Source organism: Nordella sp. HKS 07, assembly GCF_011046735.1.
Classification (GTDB): domain Bacteria; phylum Pseudomonadota; class Alphaproteobacteria; order Rhizobiales; family Aestuariivirgaceae; genus Taklimakanibacter.
Genome location: NZ_CP049258.1, coordinates 5,341,221 through 5,361,468 on the forward strand (window position 1 = coordinate 5,341,221; position 20,248 = coordinate 5,361,468).

Annotated in this window: 11 protein-coding genes; 6 read left to right on the top strand and 5 right to left on the bottom strand. The window is 61.9% G+C overall.

The window, feature by feature from the left end:
• Positions 1–70 precede the first annotated feature (70 nt).
• Together G5V57_RS25125 and ppx are read left to right on the top strand one after the other, a co-directional pair.
• Positions 71–2,254 carry an RNA degradosome polyphosphate kinase gene (locus G5V57_RS25125; protein WP_165170501.1) on the top strand — a complete coding sequence of 728 codons (2,184 nt, stop codon included), beginning with the start codon at positions 71–73 and terminating at the stop codon, positions 2,252–2,254.
• Entirely contained in the window at positions 2,251–3,762 is a 1,512-nt protein-coding gene (ppx, locus tag G5V57_RS25130) for an exopolyphosphatase (protein ID WP_165170503.1), read from the top strand. Before G5V57_RS25125 ends, ppx begins: the two co-directional genes overlap by 4 nt.
• A gap of 12 nt (positions 3,763–3,774) precedes the next feature.
• On the opposite strand, the gene G5V57_RS25135 is transcribed toward ppx, so the two are convergent.
• The gene (locus G5V57_RS25135; protein ID WP_165170505.1) at positions 3,775–4,068 is read right to left on the bottom strand and encodes a GYD domain-containing protein; all 294 of its coding nucleotides are present in this window, start codon (positions 4,066–4,068) and stop codon (positions 3,775–3,777) included.
• A gap of 70 nt (positions 4,069–4,138) precedes the next feature.
• Positions 4,139–5,326 carry a ribonuclease D gene (gene rnd / locus G5V57_RS25140; protein ID WP_165170507.1) on the bottom strand — a complete coding sequence of 396 codons (1,188 nt, stop codon included), beginning with the start codon at positions 5,324–5,326 and terminating at the stop codon, positions 4,139–4,141.
• A gap of 266 nt (positions 5,327–5,592) precedes the next feature.
• Here rnd and aspS point away from each other — a divergent pair, with 266 nt between their 5' ends.
• The gene (gene aspS / locus G5V57_RS25145; RefSeq protein ID WP_165170509.1) at positions 5,593–7,374 is read left to right on the top strand and encodes an aspartate--tRNA ligase; all 1,782 of its coding nucleotides are present in this window, start codon (positions 5,593–5,595) and stop codon (positions 7,372–7,374) included.
• An 11-nt stretch (positions 7,375–7,385) separates the two neighbouring features.
• On the top strand, positions 7,386–10,568 hold the full coding sequence (locus tag G5V57_RS25150) for a glycosyltransferase family 2 protein (protein ID WP_165170511.1): 3,183 nt from the start codon (positions 7,386–7,388) through the stop codon (positions 10,566–10,568).
• Positions 10,569–10,627: 59 nt separating this feature from the next.
• On the opposite strand, the gene G5V57_RS25155 is transcribed toward G5V57_RS25150, so the two are convergent.
• Positions 10,628–11,836: a hypothetical protein gene (locus tag G5V57_RS25155; RefSeq protein WP_165170513.1), complete on the bottom strand. Its 1,209-nt coding sequence runs from the start codon at positions 11,834–11,836 to the stop codon at positions 10,628–10,630.
• A gap of 275 nt (positions 11,837–12,111) precedes the next feature.
• On the opposite strand from G5V57_RS25155, the gene G5V57_RS25160 reads away from it, so the two are divergent.
• Both G5V57_RS25160 and G5V57_RS25165 read left to right on the top strand, forming a co-directional pair.
• Complete coding sequence (locus G5V57_RS25160; protein ID WP_165170515.1) at positions 12,112–12,834, top strand: L,D-transpeptidase; 723 nt, start codon at positions 12,112–12,114, stop codon at positions 12,832–12,834.
• Between the two features lie 87 nt (positions 12,835–12,921).
• On the top strand, positions 12,922–13,575 hold the full coding sequence (locus G5V57_RS25165) for a ceramidase domain-containing protein (RefSeq protein ID WP_165170517.1): 654 nt from the start codon (positions 12,922–12,924) through the stop codon (positions 13,573–13,575).
• An 846-nt stretch (positions 13,576–14,421) separates the two neighbouring features.
• Here the strand turns inward: G5V57_RS25165 and G5V57_RS25170 are convergent.
• Positions 14,422–18,129: a vitamin B12-dependent ribonucleotide reductase gene (locus G5V57_RS25170; protein WP_165170519.1), complete on the bottom strand. Its 3,708-nt coding sequence runs from the start codon at positions 18,127–18,129 to the stop codon at positions 14,422–14,424.
• A 460-nt stretch (positions 18,130–18,589) separates the two neighbouring features.
• Positions 18,590–20,140, bottom strand: a complete 1,551-nt coding sequence (locus G5V57_RS25175) for a DHA2 family efflux MFS transporter permease subunit (protein WP_165170521.1) — start codon at positions 20,138–20,140, stop codon at positions 18,590–18,592.
• Between the last annotated feature and the right edge of the window lie 108 nt (positions 20,141–20,248).

The following is a 20,248-nucleotide window of genomic DNA, read 5'->3' on the forward strand; positions in this document are numbered from 1 at the left end:
TCCCTTCATCGTTCGGTCACAAGGGCCCGCTAAAGCCTTAGAAGCAGGGGTTTTCCGGCAGGATCGCGCAATGAATGAGATTTCCCTCACCATAGAACCGAAGACCAGGACCGGATTTACCGATCCGGGCCGCTTCATCAATCGCGAACTGTCCTGGCTCAGTTTCAACATGCGGGTGCTCGAGGAGGCGCGCAATACCAACCACCCGTTGCTGGAGCGGCTGCGCTTCCTTTCCATCTCGGGCAACAATCTCGACGAGTTCTTCATGGTGCGCGTCGCCGGCCTGGTCGGACAGATGCGGGCGCGGCTTGTCGAGCCGAGCCAGGACGGCCTCAGCCCGGCCGACCAGCTGGAGCAGGTGCGCAAGCTCGCCCAGGAGCTCATGAGCGAGCAGGACACCCGCTGGCTGCAACTGCGCGACGAGATGAGCGAGAACGGCATCCGTATCACCGACGGCGCCGAGCTGAACGATGAGGAGCGCGCCTGGCTCGATGATCGCTTCCTGAGCCATATCCTGCCGGTGGTGACGCCGATCGCGATCGACCCCGCCCATCCTTTCCCTTTCATTCCCAATCGTGGCTTCATCATTGCGCTCCAGCTCAAGCGTCGGCGCGATGGCGGCACGATGAACGCGCTGCTGCCCATCCCGCAGCAGCTCGACCGCTTCATCCGCCTGCCGGGCACGGCACCCGGCACCGCCCGCTTCATCTCGCTCGAAAACATGCTGTCGCACTTCGTGCCGCGGCTCTTTCCCGGCTATGACGTGCTGGGCCAGGGGTTGATCCGCATCATTCGCGACAGCGATATCGAGATCGAGGAAGAGGCGGAAGACCTGGTTCTGCTCTTCGAAAGCGCGCTGAAGCGCCGCCGCCGCGGCTCCGTGATCCGCATGGAGATCGACGCGGCCTGTCCGTCCAACCTGCGCGACTTCATCGCCGATGAGCTCGACGTGCAGAGCGATGTGATGGTCACCTGCGCCGGACTCATCGGCTATTCCGACACCAAGCAGCTCATTCTCGATGAGCGTCCGGACCTGCAGTTCAAGCCCTTCGTGGCGCGCTTTCCGGAGCGCATCCGCGATCACGGTGGCGATTGCTTCGCCGCCATCCGCCAGAAGGACATCATCGTCCATCACCCGTATGAATCCTTCGACGTCGTCGCCCAGTTCGTCCGCCAGGCGGCTCAGGACCCCGATGTCGTCGCCATCAAGCAGACGCTGTATCGCACATCCAATGACAGCCCGATCGTCGCGGCCCTGGTCAAGGCGGCGGAAGCCGGCAAGTCGGTCATGGCGCTGGTCGAGCTCAAGGCGCGTTTCGACGAGGAAGCCAATATCCAATGGGCGCGCAATCTCGAACGCGCCGGCGCCCAGGTCGTCTTCGGCTTCATCGAGCTCAAGACCCATGCCAAGGTGTCGATGGTGGTGCGCCGGGAAGGCGGCAATATGCGCACCTATGTGCATTTCGGCACCGGCAATTATCATCCGGTGACGGCAAAGATCTACACCGACCTGTCCTTCTTTACGTGCGATCCAGCACTTGCGCGCGATGCCTCCCGGCTTTTCAACTATGTCTCGGGCTATGCCGAGCCCGAGGATCTCGAGAAGATCTCGCTGTCGCCGATCGGCATGAAGGCCCAGCTTCTCGAGGACATCGAGGACGAGATCGAGCATGTGAAGGAGGGCCGGCCCGGCCAGATCTGGGCCAAGCTCAACTCGCTCGTCGATCCCGGCATCATCGACGCGCTCTACGCGGCGAGCCAGGCCGGCGTCCAGATCGATCTCGTGGTGCGCGGCATCTGCTGCCTCAGGCCCGGTGTGCCGGGGCTGTCGGAAAACATCCGCGTCAAGAGCATCATCGGGCGCTTCCTCGAGCACAGCCGCATCATCTGCTTCGGCGCCGGCCACGGTCTGCCGCACCAGAGCGCCAGGGTCTATATCGCCTCGGCCGACTGGATGCCGCGCAACCTGCACCGGCGCGTCGAGACACTGATCCCGATCGAGAACCCGACCGTGCATGAGCAGGTCATGGGCCAGATCATGATGGCGAATATGCGCGACAATGAGCAGAGCTGGGAGTTGCTCTCGGACGGATCGTCGCGCCGCATGGCGCCGGGCCCCGACGAGGAGCCGTTCAACGCCCACACCTATTTCATGAAGAATCCATCTCTCTCTGGACGTGGCAGATCGCTTAAAGGTAGTCTGCCGCCCCCGATCATCGGGCACGCGAGCAGGAAGTCCAGAGCCAGGAAGTGAAGCGCAAAAGAATAGGCAGCGGATCGACGAAATACCGTCCGGTCTCGGTCGTCGATATCGGTTCGAACTCGGTGCGGCTTGTCGTTTATGACGGTCTCAGGCGGGCGCCGACGCCTGTCTTCAATGAAAAGATCCTGTGCGGCCTGGGCCGTGGCGTCGCCACGACCCGCCAGCTCAATCCGCAAGGCATGGAACGTGCCCTGGCGGCGCTGCGGCGCTTCAAGGCGCTCTCACGCCAGATCGGCGCGCGCGAAGTCTATTCGGTGGCGACCGCGGCCGCGCGCGAGGCCGAGAACGGCCCGCAATTCGTCGACATGGCGGAAGAGGCGCTGGGGGCCCACATCGATGTGCTCTCCGGCAAGGAGGAAGCGCGGCTCGCCGCCATGGGAGTCATGGCGGGCGTCTCCGAGGCCGATGGACTCATCGGCGATCTTGGCGGCGGCAGCCTCGAGCTCATCGACGTGAACGGCGGCCAGATCCGCGATGGCATCACATTTCCACTCGGACCCTTGCGGCTCATCGACATGTCGGGCGGCTCGACGGCGAAAGCGCGCGAGATCATCGACAAATATCTGGATTCCTCGCCGCTTCTCACTCAGCTCAAGGGGCGCAGCCTCTATGCGGTGGGTGGCACCTGGCGCAGTATCGCGCGCATCCATATGGCGCAAACGCGCTATCCGCTCCATGTGCTGCACAATTACACGATCGGGCGCGAGCAGGCGCGCTCGGTCGCCGATCTCGTCGCGCATCTCTCGTCATCCTCGCTGAAGGACATCAAGACCGTCTCGAAAAGCCGCATAGACACATTGCCCTATGGCGCGCTGGTGCTCGAAAGGCTGCTCGCCAAGTCCAAGGTGAAGCAGATGGTCGTGTCGATCTACGGCGTGCGCGAGGGCCTGCTTTATTCCAAACTGCCGAAACGCAAGCGCGAGGCCGATGCGCTGCTGTCGTCCTGCTGGGATTTCTGCTGCCGCTACGCGCGTTCGCCCGAACATGAGCTCGAGCTCTGCGACTGGACGGACAAGCTCTTCGCCCACAAGAGCTTCGAGGAGACGGAGGCCGAGCGCCGTCTACGCCAGGCTGCCTGCTTCCTGGCGGATATCGGCTGGCGGGCGCATCCCGACTACCGGGCGCAACGATCGCTCGGCATGATCTCTCAGGCCGCCTTTGTCGACATCGACCATGCCGGGCGCGTATTCCTGGCCCTGACCATCTATTATCGCTATGAGGGCGAGGAGGAGGGGCTCACCAATAATCTCGCCCGCCTGGTCGATGACAGGACGCTGGAGCGCGCACGACTCCTGAGCGAAGTGTTCCGCCTCGCTTACATCATCACCGCCGCGATGCCGGGTGTCCTGCCCAAGATCGCCCTCGAAATGGCCGGGACCAAGAACCTGACACTGCGGGTCCCGAAGAAATTGGCCGATCTCATGGGCGAGCGCGTCGCGAAACGCCTCGACGCGCTCGCCGGTCAGTTGGGCCGCCTGGCCACGATCGAGATAGTATGACCGCGATGCCGTCTACTTCACTTTTGCCAGCACCTTGGCCATCTCGTCGGCCGAGAAAGCCGGAAGCGTCTGGGTGCGGACATTTCCCGCCATGCCGAGGGTGAGGCCGAGGGCGGTCATGCTCGCCACGTCCGGCGCCTCGACGATCGAGACGACGTCATATTTGCCCAATGTCCAATAAAGCTCCTTGACGGTCGCGCCGTGCTGCTTGGCGAGGTCGCGGAACTTGTCGGCGCGCTTGGTCGTATCCTTGACGGCGCGGATTCCCTGCTCGGTGAAGTTCGTGAGGACGATGAAGGTAGGCATGGTCAACCTCCCTGCTGGATCCCCCGGGCAGGCAAGCCTAGCATGAGGCCGGTCGCAAGGGCAGAGGAGGTTATTCGGCCGCGGCGGCTGTCGGCTTGAAGTGGCCGGTGCTCGGCATGATTTCGGCCCGCCCATTGCGGAAGCCGATGACGGCACGACCATGCTTGAGATCGAGGGCGACTGCCCCAAACATCTGGCGGCGCCAGCCGTGCATCAAAGGCACGTCGGCATCGTCGTCCTGCGCCACCGCGTCGATGTCGGAGGCGCTGGCGAGGAGGCGCGGCGCCAACCCTTCACGTTCGGCCACGATCTTGAGCGCGAGCTTGAGAATCTCGGCGGCGGCCTGCGTGCTGTCCGCCATCTTCTCATGCCCACCGGGCAAGGGCGGCAACAGCTTTGCGTCCGTCTCGAGGCCATCCTTGACGGCGGCGAGGATCGCTTCGCCGGCGCGAGAATTGCCGAACCCGCGCGGCAACGCGCGGGAAGCATTGAGAGCCTCGCGGGTCTGCGGCATCTGGGTCGCGACCTCGATCAGCGCGTCGTCCTTCAGGATGCGCTGGCGCGGCACGTTTTTTTCCTGGGCCTCGCGTTCGCGCCACGCGGCGAGCGCGATCAGCACGCCCAGCTGCTTCTTCGAGCGCAGCTTGGTCTTGAGGCGCTTCCAGGCGTCTTCCGGCGCCAGATTGTAGGTCTTGGGCGACGTCAGGACTTCCATTTCCTGCGCGAGCCAGGGCTCGCGACCGGTCTTGTCGAGCTCTTCCTTCAGCTTCTCATAGACGGTGCGCAGATGGGTGACGTCGGACAGCGCGTAATTGAGCTGCTTCTCGGTGAGGGGGCGCCTCGACCAGTCGGTGAAGCGCGAGGATTTGTCGATCTGAGCGCGCGCCAGTTGGCGCACGATCGATTCATAGGAGACCTGGTCGCCGAAGCCGCAGACCATCGCCGCGATCTGGGTGTCGAAGACCGGATGTGGCACATGACCGGACAGGTGCACGAAGATCTCGATGTCCTGGCGTGCCGCATGAAAGACCTTGAGCACGGCCTCATTTGTCATCAGTGCATGAAACGGCTTGAGGTCGATATCCGGCGACTTGGGGTCGATGATCGCCTGATGCTTTCCGCCGGCGATCTGGATCAGGCAGAGATCGGGCCAGAAAGTCTGCTCGCGCATGAATTCGGTGTCGACCGTTACATAAGCTTCGCGGGCGAGTTCCTTGGTCAGCGCCTTGAGCGCGAATGTAGTAGTAATGACCTCCATAAGCTCTAAGTCGCGCGAGTCCGGGGCAGGCGTCAAATGATTTGCTGTCTCATCTGCAAAAAATATATATACACCTTTGTTTTCAATGAGTTAAGGTAATTTTCGACTCGTTTTGTCAATTTTGCCAAACTGTCGCTACGTCGACTGCGGCAAAGGCCGAAAAAGCGCCTGAACAGGCCGCTGGCGCGGGCAACTTGACAATCGGCCCTCCGCATGCGCTTGTCCGCGCTCTTCTTATGAATTTCCGACCCGATTTGCGAGGGATTATGCACGCCTATAGAAGCCATAAATGCGGAGATCTGCGCGAGACGCACCAGGGCGCAGAGACGCGCCTGTCGGGTTGGGTGCATCGCGTGCGCGATCATGGCGGCGTGCTGTTCATCGACCTGCGCGATCATTACGGCCTGACCCAGGTGGTGGCCGATCCCGACAGCCCGGCCTTCAAGATCGCCGAGACCTTGCGCAGCGAGTGGGTGATCAAGGTCGATGGCAGGGTGCGTCTGCGCCCGGCAGGCACCGAGAACCGCGACCTGCCGACCGGCCTAATCGAGGTCTTCGCCACCGGCATCGAAGTTCTGTCGGAAGCGAAGGAGCTGCCGCTGCCTGTGTTCGGCGACATCGAATATCCAGAGGACGTCCGCCTCAAATACCGCTTCCTCGATTTGCGGCGCGAGGGCCTTCACAAGAACATCATGGCGCGCACGAAGATCATCTCGGAGATGCGCAAACGCATGGGCGAGGTGGGCTTTACCGAATTCTCGACCCCCATCCTCACCGCGTCCTCGCCCGAGGGTGCGCGCGACTTCCTGGTGCCGTCGCGCATCCATGCCGGCAAGTTTTATGCGCTGCCGCAGGCGCCGCAGCAGTACAAGCAGCTCATCATGGTGTCGGGCTTCGACCGCTATTTCCAGATCGCGCCCTGTTTCCGCGATGAGGACCCGCGCGCCGACCGTCTGCCCGGCGAATTCTACCAGCTTGACCTCGAAATGAGCTTCGTCGAGCAGGACGATGTGCTCTCCACCATGGAGCCGGTCTTGCGCTCCGTGTTCGAGACCTTCGCCGACGGCAAGCCGGTCACGCAGAAATTTCCGCGCATCGCCTATGACGAGGCAATGCGCAAATACGGTTCCGACAAGCCGGACCTGCGCAACCCGATCGTCATGCAGGATGTGTCCGAGCATTTCCGCGGGTCGGGCTTCAAGGTGTTCGCCAACATCCTCGCCGGCGACGCCAAGAACCAGGTCTGGGCCATTCCGGCCAAGACCGGCGGCTCACGTGCCTTCTGCGACCGCATGAATGCCTGGGCGCAAGGCGAAGGCCAGCCGGGCCTCGGTTATATTTTCTGGCGCAAGGAAGGCGACAAGCTCGAAGGCGCAGGCCCCATCGCCAAGAACATCGGCGAGCGCACCGAAGCGATCCGCCAGCAACTTGGACTCGAAGATGGTGATGCGGCCTTCTTCGTCGCCGGCGATCCGCAGAAGTTCGCGACTTTCGCGGGCGCCGCGCGCACCCGTGCCGGCGAGGAACTGAATCTCGTCGATCGCAACCGTTTCGAACTGTGCTGGATCGTCGACTTCCCCTTCTACGAATGGAGCGAGGAGGAGAAGAAGATCGATTTCGGCCACAACCCGTTCTCGATGCCGCAGGGCGGCATCGAGGCCTTGTCGAAGCAGGATCCCCTGACCATCAAGGCGTTCCAATACGACATGGTGTGTAACGGTTTCGAGATCGCCTCGGGCGGCATTCGCAACCATCTACCGGAGACGATGGTCAAGGCCTTCGAGTTGGTGGGGCTCAGTCGGGAGACGGTCGAGGAGCGTTTCGGCGGCCTCTATCGCGCTTTCCAGTATGGCGCGCCGCCGCATGGCGGCATGGCGGCTGGCATCGACCGCATTGTCATGCTGCTCGTGGGGGCTAAGAACCTGCGTGAAGTGACGATGTTCCCGATGAACCAGCAGGCCTATGACCTGTTGATGAATGCTCCCTCGGACGTCGCGCCGAAGCAGTTGCGAGAATTGCACCTCAGGCTCAATCTGCCCGACAAATAAGGGAGCGGCGGATGGGCGGCGGATTAGGCTATCGTAATCGGATTGCCGCACCGCCGCCTGCGCAAGGCACGCGCCCGATCCTACCCCGGGACTGGAAGCTGACACTTCCCAAAGAGGGAAGTGGCTGGGCCGACAAGGCGGAGTTCGACGAGCTTTCGCGTCGATCCCTCACCGAGCATCTGACGACGATCCGCTGCCGCGGCCGTCTGCAGCCGGGTGAAGTCGCGGTCCTGTGCGTCCTGCGCAATGAGGCGGCGCGCCTGCCGCTCTTCTTCGCGCACTACAAGAAACTCGGCGTCGACCGTTTTTTCATGGTCGACAACAATTCCGATGACGGCTCGCACGAGATGCTCCTCGCCGAGCCTTTGGCGGACGTGTTCCATACGACCGTTCCCTATTTCGACAGCTGCTTCGGCACCTATTGGTACAACGGCCTGGCCCGCGAATATTGCGTCGGCAACTGGGTCCTGATGGCCGATGCCGACGAATTGCTCGTCTATGATGGGATGGAAGCGCATGGCTTGCGCGCTCTCGGGGGATGGCTTGAAGGTCAGGGCTTCGACCGGCTTTTTGGCATCATGCTGGACATCTATCCGTCCGGCGCCGTGGGGCAGGGCGGCCGGACGATTGCGGAAGTTCTGGACAAGGACTGCTGGTTCGATGTGGAGGGCTATTCGGCGCGCCGCATAGCCACGGGTTGGATCGTGCATGGGGGATCCCGTCACCGCCTGTTCGAGAAGGGAGCGACGGCCGCGCCGATCTCGAAATATCCGTTCTTCCGGATGACGCCGGAGACATCGCTCTGTAATGCGCATTATGTCTGGCCGCTCGATACCCGGACGAATGTGGCCTTCGGCGCATTGCTTCACCTCAAGCTGATGGATGATTTCATCAGAAGATCGGCGGTGAATGAAGCCGAAGGGCAGCATTGGCAAGGCTCGCTGCACTATTGCTCGATCAACCGCCGTCTTGCCGACGCGCCGGACATCGTGGCGGTCGCCGATCGGTCGCGCCGTTATACGGGACCTGAGAGCCTCATCGAGCACAAGATCATGTCGGCGATCGCCTGGGACAGCGGGGAGCGTCTCGATCATGCGCGCCCCTACCTGGCCATCGGCAACATAGGCTGGAGGTTCTGGCGTTCCTCGCTTCCGCCGCCCGGCAAGGATTGGGCACAAGGGGCGGAGTTCATCGCGCTGGCGGAGCGTTCGCTCAGCGAGCACTTGACCCCGATAAGGTGTCGCGGGGCTTTGCGGGTGGGCGAGCAAGGATTGATCTGCGTACTGCGCGACGAGATCGACCGCCTGCCGCTCTTCTTCGAGCATTACAGATCGTTGGGCGTCACGCGCTTCCTCATGATCGACAATGGATCCAGCGACGGGTCGCATGAGTTCCTTCTCGCCCAGAAGGATGCCGATGTATTCCTGACCCACGTCCCCTTCAGGCAGGGACAGGCCGGGCTCTATTGGGCCAACGGCATCGCCCGCGCCTTCTGCATCGGACATTGGATCTTGCGTGTCGATGCCGACGAGCTCCTGGTCTATGACGGCATGGAGGATCACGATCTGGCGGACTTGTCGCGTTGGCTCGACGCCGGTGGGCAGGATCGTCTCTTCGCGCCGCTTCTCGACATCTATCCCTCGGGCCCGCTCGCGGCGACGCAGCATGGCATCACCGAGTTTCTCCGCCACGATTGCTGGTTCGACCCAGAGGGCTATGAGCTCGACCGCGTCCGCGCCGGCTGGAATTTGACGGGCGGAGCTCGCCGCCGGCTGTTCGGACAGAAGCGGACGGGACCGTGGCCGATATTGTCGAAATATCCGTTCCTCCGAATGACCGGCGAAACCGTCATCTTCAGTCATCACTGGCAATGGCCGTGCGATGAGGTGACCGAAGGCCCGCAGGGCGCTCTGCTTCATTTCAAGCTGACGGACGATCTGGCAAGGCGCGCCGAGCGTTATGCTGAGCAGGGGCAGCATTTCAACGGATCGGAAGATTACAAGGCGATTGCCGGTCAACTCGCGGAGCATCCCGATCTCACCGCCTTTCATGAGGGTTCGAGCCGGTATCGCAGCCCGCGGAGCCTGGTTCGCCAGTCATTCATACTGCCGATCAACTGGGACGAACCGACCAGTCCCGAGGAGGTCGAAAAGCGGAAACACTTCCTGCGGCCGATTCCCCAGCCGCCGGAGCGGACCAAATGGGTCGAAACGCTGCCCGACGAGGGGAGGGTCTGGGAGCAACGACAAGCCTTCAACTGGCAATCGCACGCGACCTTGACCGAGCATATGCGCATCGTCCGGTGTCGGGGGCCGTTGGCGCCGGGCGAGATCGGCCTGGTCTGCGTCGTAAGGAACGAGGCTGACCGTCTGCCGCTATTCTTCGCGCATTACAAGAAGCTCGGCGTGACCCGGTTTTTCATGGTCGACAACAATTCGAACGACGGTTCGCACGCCATTATCTCGGCTGAACCCATGGCCGACATCTTTCTGGCGCACGCCTCCTATGCCGAGGGACTGGGCGGCATCTATTGGGTGAATGGGATAGCGCGCGAATTCTGCCGCGGCTGCTGGATGGTCCATGCGGATATCGATGAGCTGCTGGTCTATGATCGTGTGGAAGAGAGGAGCCTGTTCCAGCTGGGAGAGTGGCTGGAGGCGAGAAACTGCGACAGGCTTTTTGCCCTGCTGATCGATGTCTATCCCTCCGGCGAAATCGGACGGTGCGATCGTTCCATCGCCGAGATTCTGGCGACCGATTGCTGGTTCGACAGCGACGGATACACGGAGAAACGCCAGAAGCGCGGATGGCTGGTGACCGGCGGCGCGCGTCATCGGCTGTTCAACAAGGGGAAGGATATCCATACTCATTGGCTGTCAAAGCATCCGTTCATTCGGATGTCGGAGGAAATGAGCATCGCTGATGCCCATTTCCTTTGGCCCGTCGAAACCGAAATGCCGGTTGCCAGGGGCGCATTGCTGCATCTCAAGCTGATGGATGACTTTCGCGAGCGCAGCCGGCGCTACGCGCAAGAGGGCCAGCACGCCATGAGTTCCCGGGCCTATGCGATCATCAATGAAGAGCTCACCGGAATGCCCAGGCTGGTCGCCCATCATGCCGGCTCCAAGCGCTATGAAGGCCCCGGCAGCCTCATGCGGCATGGTCTCCTGCAGCCCATCGATTGGGACGCCTGAAAAGCAAATGGCGGGAAGAGCTCCCGGCCATTGTCGTTCGGAATGTTAGATGCCGCCGATCAGTCGTTGGCGGAGATGCTGAGCCCGAGCTGATCGATCGCCGCCCCCGGATTATTCGGGTCCAGCGCCATGAGCTGCATGACGCTGACCGGTTGCGCGGGCTTCGCCAGGATGGTGAGCGAGCGCGGATCCTTGAGATAGGCATTGACCGCTTCCACTGCCTTCTGGGTGAAGCCAGGGTTCTTGAGCTCGGCGAGGCCGAGCTGCAGCATGGCGCCGGCATTGGCGATCATGGTTGCTTCGTCCATGCCTTGCATGGCGGCGATGAGCGGCAGGACCTTCTTGGTGATGGACTTGTCCTCGAAGCGGATCGTCACGCGGCTCAGCTGAATGCCCTGGACCAGCGGCATGATCGCGTTCGGATCCGCCTGGGCATCGTCCTTGAGCTTCTGTACCTGGGCGACGAGGGCGAGCGGGATATCGCCCGCGCCGGCGCCAAGTTTGAGCGTGCCGATGTCCTTGCCGGCATAGGAGATATCAAAATCAAAGCCCATCTTGTCCGACCCGAAATCCATCGTGCCGTTGCCGCCGATATCGAAGGACAGCGTCGAATAGCCGAGCTGCTTGAGTGTACCGGAGCTGTCCAGCGCGGCGACGGCCGCCTCGGGGATCGCGATATTGGTGATCTTGAAGTCGGTCTTGCCGGCACCGGTAACCGGGTCGCCATCCCAGTTCATTTCATAGCCGTCGGCCGTATAATTCTGTCCGGCTACGGCGAGCGTGATGGCGCCGGAGCTCATTTTCTTGGCGACATTCATGCTGGCGCGCATGACGTCGGTCGGGGTCGGATTGTCGCCGAGAGCCTTGACATACCAATATTCGGCAGAGCTCTTGGGCACGCTCACGACGAAGTCGGCTTCGGTGCCGCCAATTTCGATCTTGGTGTCGTTGTATTCGGCGGCGGCCACCTCGAAGAGGCCGTTGCCCTTGTCGCTGATGCCGCTGAGCTTCATCTGGGCGACCTTCAGGACCATTTGCGGGTCACCCTCTCCAGCCGTCTTCACATTGGCGCTGAGCCCGTCGATCACGATGGAGCCGTCGCTGCCGGTGGAGATCGACTTGTAGGTCGGCTTGGCCTGGAGCTGATTCTCCCAGCTCTTGAGGATGGCGGTGACAAGCGGGGGCTCTTCGGCTGCCCAGGCCGGCGCAATGCTTGACAGGGACGTAAAGAGAATCAATGCGAGCGCCGAGCGCCTGACCAATATCATTTCCTAACCTCTTGAAAAAATTGAATACCCACCCGGGCGGCAGACATTAGGTCAAGCTATGGGAAAAACCAATGGCGAACCTGTGACCAAGTTGGGATTTGCGACGCCAATCCAGGGGATGCGCCGCCCTGTGGGGGGCGACCAACCGGCGCCCTGCGCCGCGAGACGGTCAAATGCCCTAACGGCGGGGGCAGTTGAAACGCCGCAATGAAGGATTAATCTCCGCGTCGGATAATTCCACTCGAGACGGGGCTGTCTCTTAACAAGGGGTTACTATGCGGAGATTCTGGATCGGCGCCGCGGCTGTCCTGGCCGTGGCGGGGCTTGTGGTCGGGCAGGCACAGGCCTCGACGCCGAATGTGAAGTCCAATGTCTCGGTGGCCGACGAAAAGCCGGCACCGAAGAAAAAGAAGATCGTCGAGAAAAAGAAACCCGAGGTGAAAAAGGAACGCCGCATGTCGACGCGGCGCGATTGCGGAAGCTTTTTCGAGTGTCTTTTCAACGGGAAGCGGAGCAGCCGCAGCTCATTCGGGATGAGCGACCGCACGACGCGGTCGACCGTCGCCTTCGCCGACGCGCAATACAAGCCGGGCTCGATCATTGTGCGTACTCCCGAGCGCGCACTTTATTATGTGCTGCCCGGCGGCAAGGCGCTTCGCTACAAAGTCGGCGTCGGCAAGGAGGGCTTCCAGTGGAGCGGCAATTCCAAGATCGGCATGAAAAAGGAATGGCCGGATTGGCGCCCGCCCGCCACGATGATCGCGCGCGAGGCCGCCAAAGGGAACAACATTCCTGCGTACATGGAAGGTGGTCCTAACAATCCGCTTGGCGCCCGCGCCATGTACATCTCCGGCACGTTGTTCCGTATCCATGGCACCAACAATTCCGCCTCGATCGGCGGCGCGGTGTCCTCCGGCTGCATTCGCATGATGAACTCCGACGTGATCGACCTCTATGAGCGGGTCGCGGTCGGTTCGCGGGTCTATGTCTATCAATAGGCCTCGCGAATCTCGCTAAGATGAAGCCGCGGCAGCTCGCCCGCGGCTTTTTTGTCGAAGATCCCCGACCACACGTTTGAGGTCCTCATGGACTGGTTTGCGCCGATCGACTCCTACTGCGAACGCCTGGGGCCAGGACTTCTGGCCGAGCCGCTCAATGCGGCGAGCAACGCCGCCTTCATCATTGCCGCGATCTGGGCGGCTCGGGCGGCATACAGGCGCGGCAGTGAGCCGGTCATCTGGCTCCTCGTGGCCCTCGTATTCGTCATCGGTCTTGGCAGTCTTGCCTTCCACACTTTCGCCAATGGCTGGTCGGCCTTGGCCGATGTCCTGCCGATCACGCTGTTCATCTATGGCTATCTGGCATTCGCGCTGCGCCGCTTCCTGAGGTTCGCCTGGTGGAAGCTCGCGCTCGCGCTAGGCGCTCTGTTCCTCATCACCTACGCCGTCGAAAGCGTCTTGCCGCCCGGCTTCATGAACGGCTCCGGAGCCTACTTGCCGGCGCTGGTGGCGAGCATGCTCGTCTCTCTTCAGCTGCTCCGGCAAGGACACCCGGCGCTGCTCAATGTGGGCCTCGCCTCGATCATCCTGTTCCTGTCGCTGATCTTTCGCACTGCCGACATCGTGCTCTGCTCACTCGTGCCGATCGGCACGCATTTCGTCTGGCACATACTGAACGGCGTCGTCTTGGCGCTCTATCTCGAGGCGGCGATCCGCTACGGTCAGCGCAAACCGTCCTGACGGGGAAAGGGGAATTCTCTGATCCTGCGCCGGCCATTCCAGGGTGGCGCCAGGCGCTCTGAGCGTCGAGGTGCTCCACAAAAAGAACTGGCCCCGGAGGCGCATGCCGTCCGGGGCCCAGTCCTGAAGTATCGCTAAAGAAGATTACTTCTTCTTCTTGGCGGCCTTCTTCTTCGCGGTCTTCTTAGCAGCTTTCTTCTTAGCAGCTTTCTTAGCAGCCATATCTATTTCTCCTGGTTAAATTAGAGCCCCAATAACGCAGGTAAGCCTCACATCCAACGATCGACAGATGACCCATGAAGAATCAACATTTGTCAGACCGTCATCGCAACGTGTTGTCTACCTGTTTGTGTGATTCGGCAATACGCCGACCACATCTGGTATGTCACCAGAAATCAGCTAACAACCGGTAAACATTGGGAAATCGAGGTTTTTGTCCGTGTGCGGATGAAAAGGCCTCGGATTCATGGGAATCGAGCCGGAATCAAGCATTTTCTTGGTATGCTCCGTATACGGAATAGGAGCCTGAATCGGCGCCGCGGAACCCTTTCCGAGGGGGCTTTTCGACTGTGGCGGCGAAGTCACGCCGGCAAAAATTTTTGTGGAAGGCGGCTCTCGGGAGGCTGAATCGGCTCGATCGGGCCTCGTCGGCGTCGTGTCTGGGGATGCGGAGTTGCTACCGATAGCGATGCGAACCGGGAGGAGCAGGTCGGAAAATCGGCGGGCGAGCACGCCTTCGCCATGTTTTCGACCGGCGACGGACATGATCGGGCGGGCAAGTCCACAAAGACAATGGCCGGGACATGCCCGGCCATTTCAGATCGCTCGATGCCAGCCTTCCGTCTCTTATGAGCAGCCGCTCGTCGAGCCGCAGGTGTCGCATTTGAGGCAGGTGCCATTGCGCACCATCGTGTAGTTGCCGCATTCATTGCAGCTGTCGCCTTCATAGCCCTTCATGCGGGCTTCGGTGCGCCGGTCGAATTCCATGACCTTGGGCGCGGCGTGGACATGGGCATGCTCCTCGTGATGCTCATGCACATGGACCTCGGCGACGCGCGTCTCGGCGACGGCCAGCGCCGACGTGCCATAGCTCTCCGTCGCTCGCATCTGCAGCGCGTGGGCGGGAGAGGCGCTCGCCGGCGCGCTGTTCGACATCACGACGACATTGCGCGTGTTGAGGTTGCGGCGCACGAAGCCAGAGGACAGGACCTTGGCGGCCGGCATGGGCACCGGCGCCGGCGGCGGGGCGCTGCCATCGTCGACACCCTTGCCGAGCGCGTCGAAGCCGATATCGGAAGGCTCGACATGGGCGAGGTCGTGGCGGCCGAGATAGGAGACCGCCAGTTCGCGGAACACATAGTCGAGGATCGACGTGGCGTTCTTGATCGACTGGTTGCCCTGAACGAGGCCCGCCGGCTCGAAGCGCGTGAAGGTGAAGGCCTCCACGAACTTCTCGAGCGGCACGCCATATTGGAGGCCCGTCGACACCGCGATGGCGAAGTTGTTCATCATGGCACGAAGGGCCGTTCCTTCCTTGTGCATGTCGATGAAGATCTCGCCGAGCCGGCCGTCTTCATATTCGCCGGTATGCAGATAGACCTTGTGGCCGCCGACAATCGCCTTCTGGGTATAGCCCTTGCGGCGCTGCGGCATGACTTCCCGGTCGCGCTTGACCATGACCTCGACGATCTTCTCGACGATGGTCTCGACGCGCTGCACCTGGGTCTTGCCGGCGAGCTGCTCGGCCAGATCCTCCTCGGCCTCATCGTCCTCGATGAGCTGCGCCGAAAGCGGCTGGGAGAGCTTGGACCCGTCGCGGTAGAGGGCGTTGGCCTTCAGCGCCAGCTTCCAGGACAAGAGATAGGCCGCGTTGCATTCCTCGACCGAGGCATCGTTCGGCATATTGATGGTCTTGGAGATGGCGCCCGAGATGAAGGGCTGGGACGCCGCCATCATGCGGATATGGCTGTCGACTGATAGATAGCGCTTGCCGAGCCGGCCGCAGGGATTGGCGCAGTCGAACACCGGCAGGTGCTCGTTCTTCAGGCCCGGCGCCCCTTCGAGCGTCATGGCGCCGCAGACATGGATATTGGCGCGCTCGATATCGGCCTTGGAGAAGCCCAGATGGGAAAGAAGGTCGAAGCTGAAATCGTTGAGCTGCTCGTCCGTCAGCTTCAGCGCCGACTTGCAGAAGGCCTCGCCGAGGGTGAACTTGTTGAACACGAACTTGATGTCGAAGGCGGAAGCGAGGCCCGCCTCGATCTTGGCGATCTCAGCGTCTCCGAAGCCCTTGGCCTTCAGCGCCGCGTGATTGAGCGCCGCGCTGTCGGCGAGCGAGCCGTGGCCCACCGCGTAGGAAACGATATTCTCGATCTCCTCGACTCCATAGCCCAGCGTGCGCAGGGCTTCCGGAACTGCCTGGTTGATGATCTTGAAGTAGCCGCCGCCGGCGAGCTTCTTGAACTTCACCAGGGCGAAGTCGGGCTCGATGCCGGTGGTGTCGCAATCCATCACCAGGCCGATCGTGCCGGTCGGCGCGATGACGGTCGACTGGGCATTGCGATAGCCATGCGCCTCGCCGAGGGTCACGGCCTTGTCCCAGGCGGCGCGCGCATGGGCGATGAGGGTCTTGTCGAGGCAGCTCAACTCGTCGAGCGGCACCGGTGCGGTCTTGACGCCCTCATAGCCGACGGCGGCGCCATAGGCGGCGCGCCGGTGGTTGCGCATCACGCGCAGCATGTGGTCGCGGTTCTTGTCGAAGCCGGGGAAGGGGCCGAGCTGCTTGGCCATTTCGGCCGAGGTGGCGTAGGAAACACCGGTCATGATCGCCGAGAGGACGCCGCAAATCGCGCGGCCTTCATGGCTGTCATAGGGGATGCCGGAAGTCATGAGCAGGCCGCCGATATTGGCGAAGCCGAGGCCCAGCGTGCGGAACTCGTAGGAGAGCCTGGCGATCTCCTTGGACGGGAACTGCGCCATCAGCACCGAGATTTCGAGGACGATGGTCCACAGGCGCACGCCATGCTCGAAAGAGGCGACGTCGAACGTGCCTTCCGCCTGGCGGAACTGCAGGAGGTTCAGCGAGGCGAGATTGCAGGCCGTGTCGTCGAGGAACATATATTCCGAGCACGGATTGGAAGCGCGGATCTCGCCGGAGGCCGGGCAGGTGTGCCAGTCATTGATGGTGGTGTGGAACTGGATGCCGGGATCAGCCGACGCCCAGGCGGCGTAGCCGATCTTGTCCCAAAGCTCCCGCGCCGGGATCGTCTTGATCGTCTTGCCGGTGAGGCGCGAGGTCAGGTCCCAATTGCGGTCGCTCTCGACGGCATTCAGGAAGTCGTCGGTGACGCGCACCGAATTGTTCGAATTCTGTCCGGAGACGGTTCGATAGGCCTCGCCGTCCCAGTCGGTGTCATAGGTGTCGAAGGAGAGATCGGTATAGCCCTGGCGCGCGAACTGGATGACCCGCTTGATGTAGTTGTCGGGCACGGTGTTGCGGCGCGCATCCTTGACGGCGCGCTTGAGGGCGGGATTCTTCTCGATCTCAAAGCAGTCGGTGCCGGGACCTTCGCAATTCACGCAGGCCTTCATGATCGCGCTCAGCGCCTTGCGCACAACCTTGGAGCCGGTGACGAGGGCGGCCACCTTCTGCTCTTCCTTCACCTTCCACTCGATATAGTCCTCGACATCCGGATGGTCGATGTCGACCACCACCATCTTGGCGGCGCGGCGCGTGGTGCCGCCCGACTTGATGGCGCCGGCGGCGCGGTCGCCGATCTTGAGGAAACTCATGAGGCCGGAGGACTTACCGCCGCCCGAGAGCTTCTCGTTCTCGCCGCGCAGCTTCGAGAAGTTGGAGCCGGTGCCGGAGCCGTATTTGAACAGGCGCGCCTCGCGCACCCACAGGTCCATGATGCCGCCTTCGTTGACGAGATCGTCGTCGACCGACTGGATGAAGCAGGCATGCGGTTGCGGATGCTCATAGGCCGACTTCGACTTGACGAGCTTGCCTGTTTCGAAATCGACATAGTAGTGGCCTTGGCCCGGGCCATCGATGCCGTAGGCCCAGTGCAGGCCGGTATTGAACCACTGCGGGGAATTGGGGGCGCATTTCTGGGTGGCGAGCATGAAGCAAAGCTCGTCATAGAACGCGCGGGCGTCTTCTTCGCTGTCGAAGTAGCCGCCCTTCCAGCCCCAATAGGTCCAGGTGCCGGCAAGACGGTTGAAAACTTCCTTGGAGCTGACTTCGCCGCGGGTGCGTTCCTTGACGGGAAGCGCGCTCAGCGTCGCGTCGTCAGGGGCCGAGCGCCAGAGCCACGAGGGAACGGTGGACTCTTCGACGCGCTTGAGGGCGACGGGGACGCCCGCTTTGCGGAAGTACTTCTGCGCCAGGATGTCGGACGCGACCTGACTCCAGGAGGAGGGGACCTCGATATTCTCGAGACGGAACACGATGGAACCGTCCGGGTTTTTGATCTCGCTCACCGCCTTTCGGAAATCCAGCCCGTGATAGGCGTCCTGACCAGATTTAGTGTAGCGGCGCTCGATCTTCATAATTTCCCTCGTCTTCTTCAATGTTGGCCCACGGGCGGACGCGCAAGAATCCACCCACCGGCTTCAGTTCACCCGTGTTTGACGACGCAGTACTCCCCATCCACGAAACAACGCCTCGCGGATCAAGCAGCATTATTTTGGGTTTTTTTCTATTTTGAGAGCCGGTTTCTCCCCGGTTCTCCGTACCCCTCAGCCTCAAGACTCAATCTATTACATCGTCCCGGAGACGTCAACAGCTAGTGCGTAACCAAAAGCTTAACACAACATCTTGTGTCCACAGCTTGACGGCGGTCTGTGGATAACCGAGATTGCGCCACGATTCGGGAGACCCCGGCAAGGAAACCTTGCGCTTGACTGGCAAAAGGCCGGAAAACCCCCGATTCTCAGACTGCCTTACGCTGGGACGCCGACCACCGTCGGTAGCGCGGGCGACCCGAGGTCACCCGGCGAGCCCGGACAGTCAGTGCGCGAGAGGGGAGCGGTGCGCGTCCTTCTCCACCCGCCGCACGAATATCAGGGCCATGAGCCCTGCCAGCGTGATCAGCGCCAGCAGCATCCAGGCGTCGTTGATCGCCATGACCAGCGACTGTTTCTGGAGATCGGGCATCAGATCCATGAGCCGCATCGAATCGAGCCCGCCTTCGATATCGGCGGGCGTCAGCCCGAAGAGCTCGAGCGTCGCCGGGTCGCCCGCCTTGATTTTCTCGGTCAGCATGTCGGCGTGCTGAGGGCCGCGCGTGAACATCACCGTGTCGATCAGCGATATGCCGATGGCGCCGCCCAGATTGCGCATCATGTTGAAGAGGCTGCTGCCGTCGCCGATATCCTTGGGCGCGAGCTGGGACAGCGCGATATGGGTGGGCGCGAGCAGGCACAGCATGATGGATGCGCCGCGGATGACCTGCGGCCAGAACATCTCATTGAAATCTGTGTCGCCTGTCTGCTGCATGCTCAAGGCGAGGCCGAAGGCGAAGACGAGGAATCCCGCGACGGTGAGAATCCGCGCATCGACACGCTTTTCGAGCTGCACCGCGACGGGAGCCATCAGGAGCTGAGCGGCCCCCGTCACCAGCATGATCTCGCCGATCCGCAACGGGCCGTGTCCGCGCACGAAAGACAGGAAGACCGGCATCAGATAGACCATGCCGAAGAGGGCGGCACCAAGCGCAAAGCTCAGCACGCAACCGGCGGCGAAATTGCGCTGGCGCAAAAGCGCGATGTCGACGATTCGGTTGTCGTGGGCGAGGGTACGCTGAATGAAAGCGGTCGCCAGGATGACGGTCGTCGCGAGAAGGCCGAGCACCGTGCCTGATATCCAGCCGTCATCGGGCGCCTGCTTGAGCGCTATCTCGAAGGCGGCAAGCGCCAAGGCCAGGCACAGCAGGGACACCCAGTCGAGTTTCTTGAAATGGGTGATGTCGTAGGCTTCGGGCGCGAAGCTCTTCGCGGCTATGGCCAGCGCGAGGAGGCCCGGCAGGACGTTGATAAGGAAGAGCCAGTGCCAGGATGTGGTCTCGGTAATCCAGCCGCCGACAATGGGCCCGAGCGTCGGCGCCAGCACCGCGACAATGCCGGCGATGGTGGTCGCAAGCACTTCGCTTGATTTCGGAAACAGCAGGAAAACGGCGGCGAAAACCAGAGGGATGAGCACGCCGCCGGCAAATCCCTGTACGACGCGCGCGGCGATGAGGGAGGTGAAATCGAAGCTGAAGGCGCAGGCGATGGACGCGACCGTGAAGACGCTGAGCGCGATGATGAAGGTGCGCTTGAGCCCGAGCCCCCGGATGAACAGCCCGGTGAGCGGGATGGCGATGATCTCGGCGATCAGATAGGCCGTCTGGATCCAGCTCATGCGGTCGGCGCCGATCGCGAGCGCCTCCTCGATGACCGCAAGAGACGTCACCACGACCTGTATGTCGAGGATCGCCATGAACATGCCGACGCACATCGCGGCGAATCCGGCCCAACTGGCGGCGTCGGCTTTAGGGCTGTCGGCGGAGAGCTGCGTCATTGGCGATCACAATCTGGCGAGGAGGACCCTGAATAGCAAAGACGCGGCAATGATTCGAGGATGGCGGCTCCGCCTGATTCGGCGTAGTCTCGGATCATGCGATATTTG

Bases quoted from the DNA above. Each gene is read 5' to 3' on its own strand.
- G5V57_RS25160 (WP_165170515.1), top strand. From the start codon at position 12,112: ATGCGGAGATTCTGGATCGGCGCCGCGGCTGTCCTGGCCGTGGCGGGG.
- G5V57_RS25135 (WP_165170505.1), bottom strand. From the start codon at position 4,068: ATGCCTACCTTCATCGTCCTCACGAACTTCACCGAGCAGGGAATCCGC.
- G5V57_RS25170 (WP_165170519.1), bottom strand. From the start codon at position 18,129: ATGAAGATCGAGCGCCGCTACACTAAATCTGGTCAGGACGCCTATCAC.
- G5V57_RS25155 (WP_165170513.1), bottom strand. From the start codon at position 11,836: ATGATATTGGTCAGGCGCTCGGCGCTCGCATTGATTCTCTTTACGTCC.
- G5V57_RS25150 (WP_165170511.1), top strand. From the start codon at position 7,386: ATGGGCGGCGGATTAGGCTATCGTAATCGGATTGCCGCACCGCCGCCT.
- G5V57_RS25165 (WP_165170517.1), top strand. From the start codon at position 12,922: ATGGACTGGTTTGCGCCGATCGACTCCTACTGCGAACGCCTGGGGCCA.
- aspS (WP_165170509.1), top strand. From the start codon at position 5,593: ATGCACGCCTATAGAAGCCATAAATGCGGAGATCTGCGCGAGACGCAC.
- G5V57_RS25175 (WP_165170521.1), bottom strand. From the start codon at position 20,140: ATGACGCAGCTCTCCGCCGACAGCCCTAAAGCCGACGCCGCCAGTTGG.
- rnd (WP_165170507.1), bottom strand. From the start codon at position 5,326: ATGGAGGTCATTACTACTACATTCGCGCTCAAGGCGCTGACCAAGGAA.
- G5V57_RS25125 (WP_165170501.1), top strand. From the start codon at position 71: ATGAATGAGATTTCCCTCACCATAGAACCGAAGACCAGGACCGGATTT.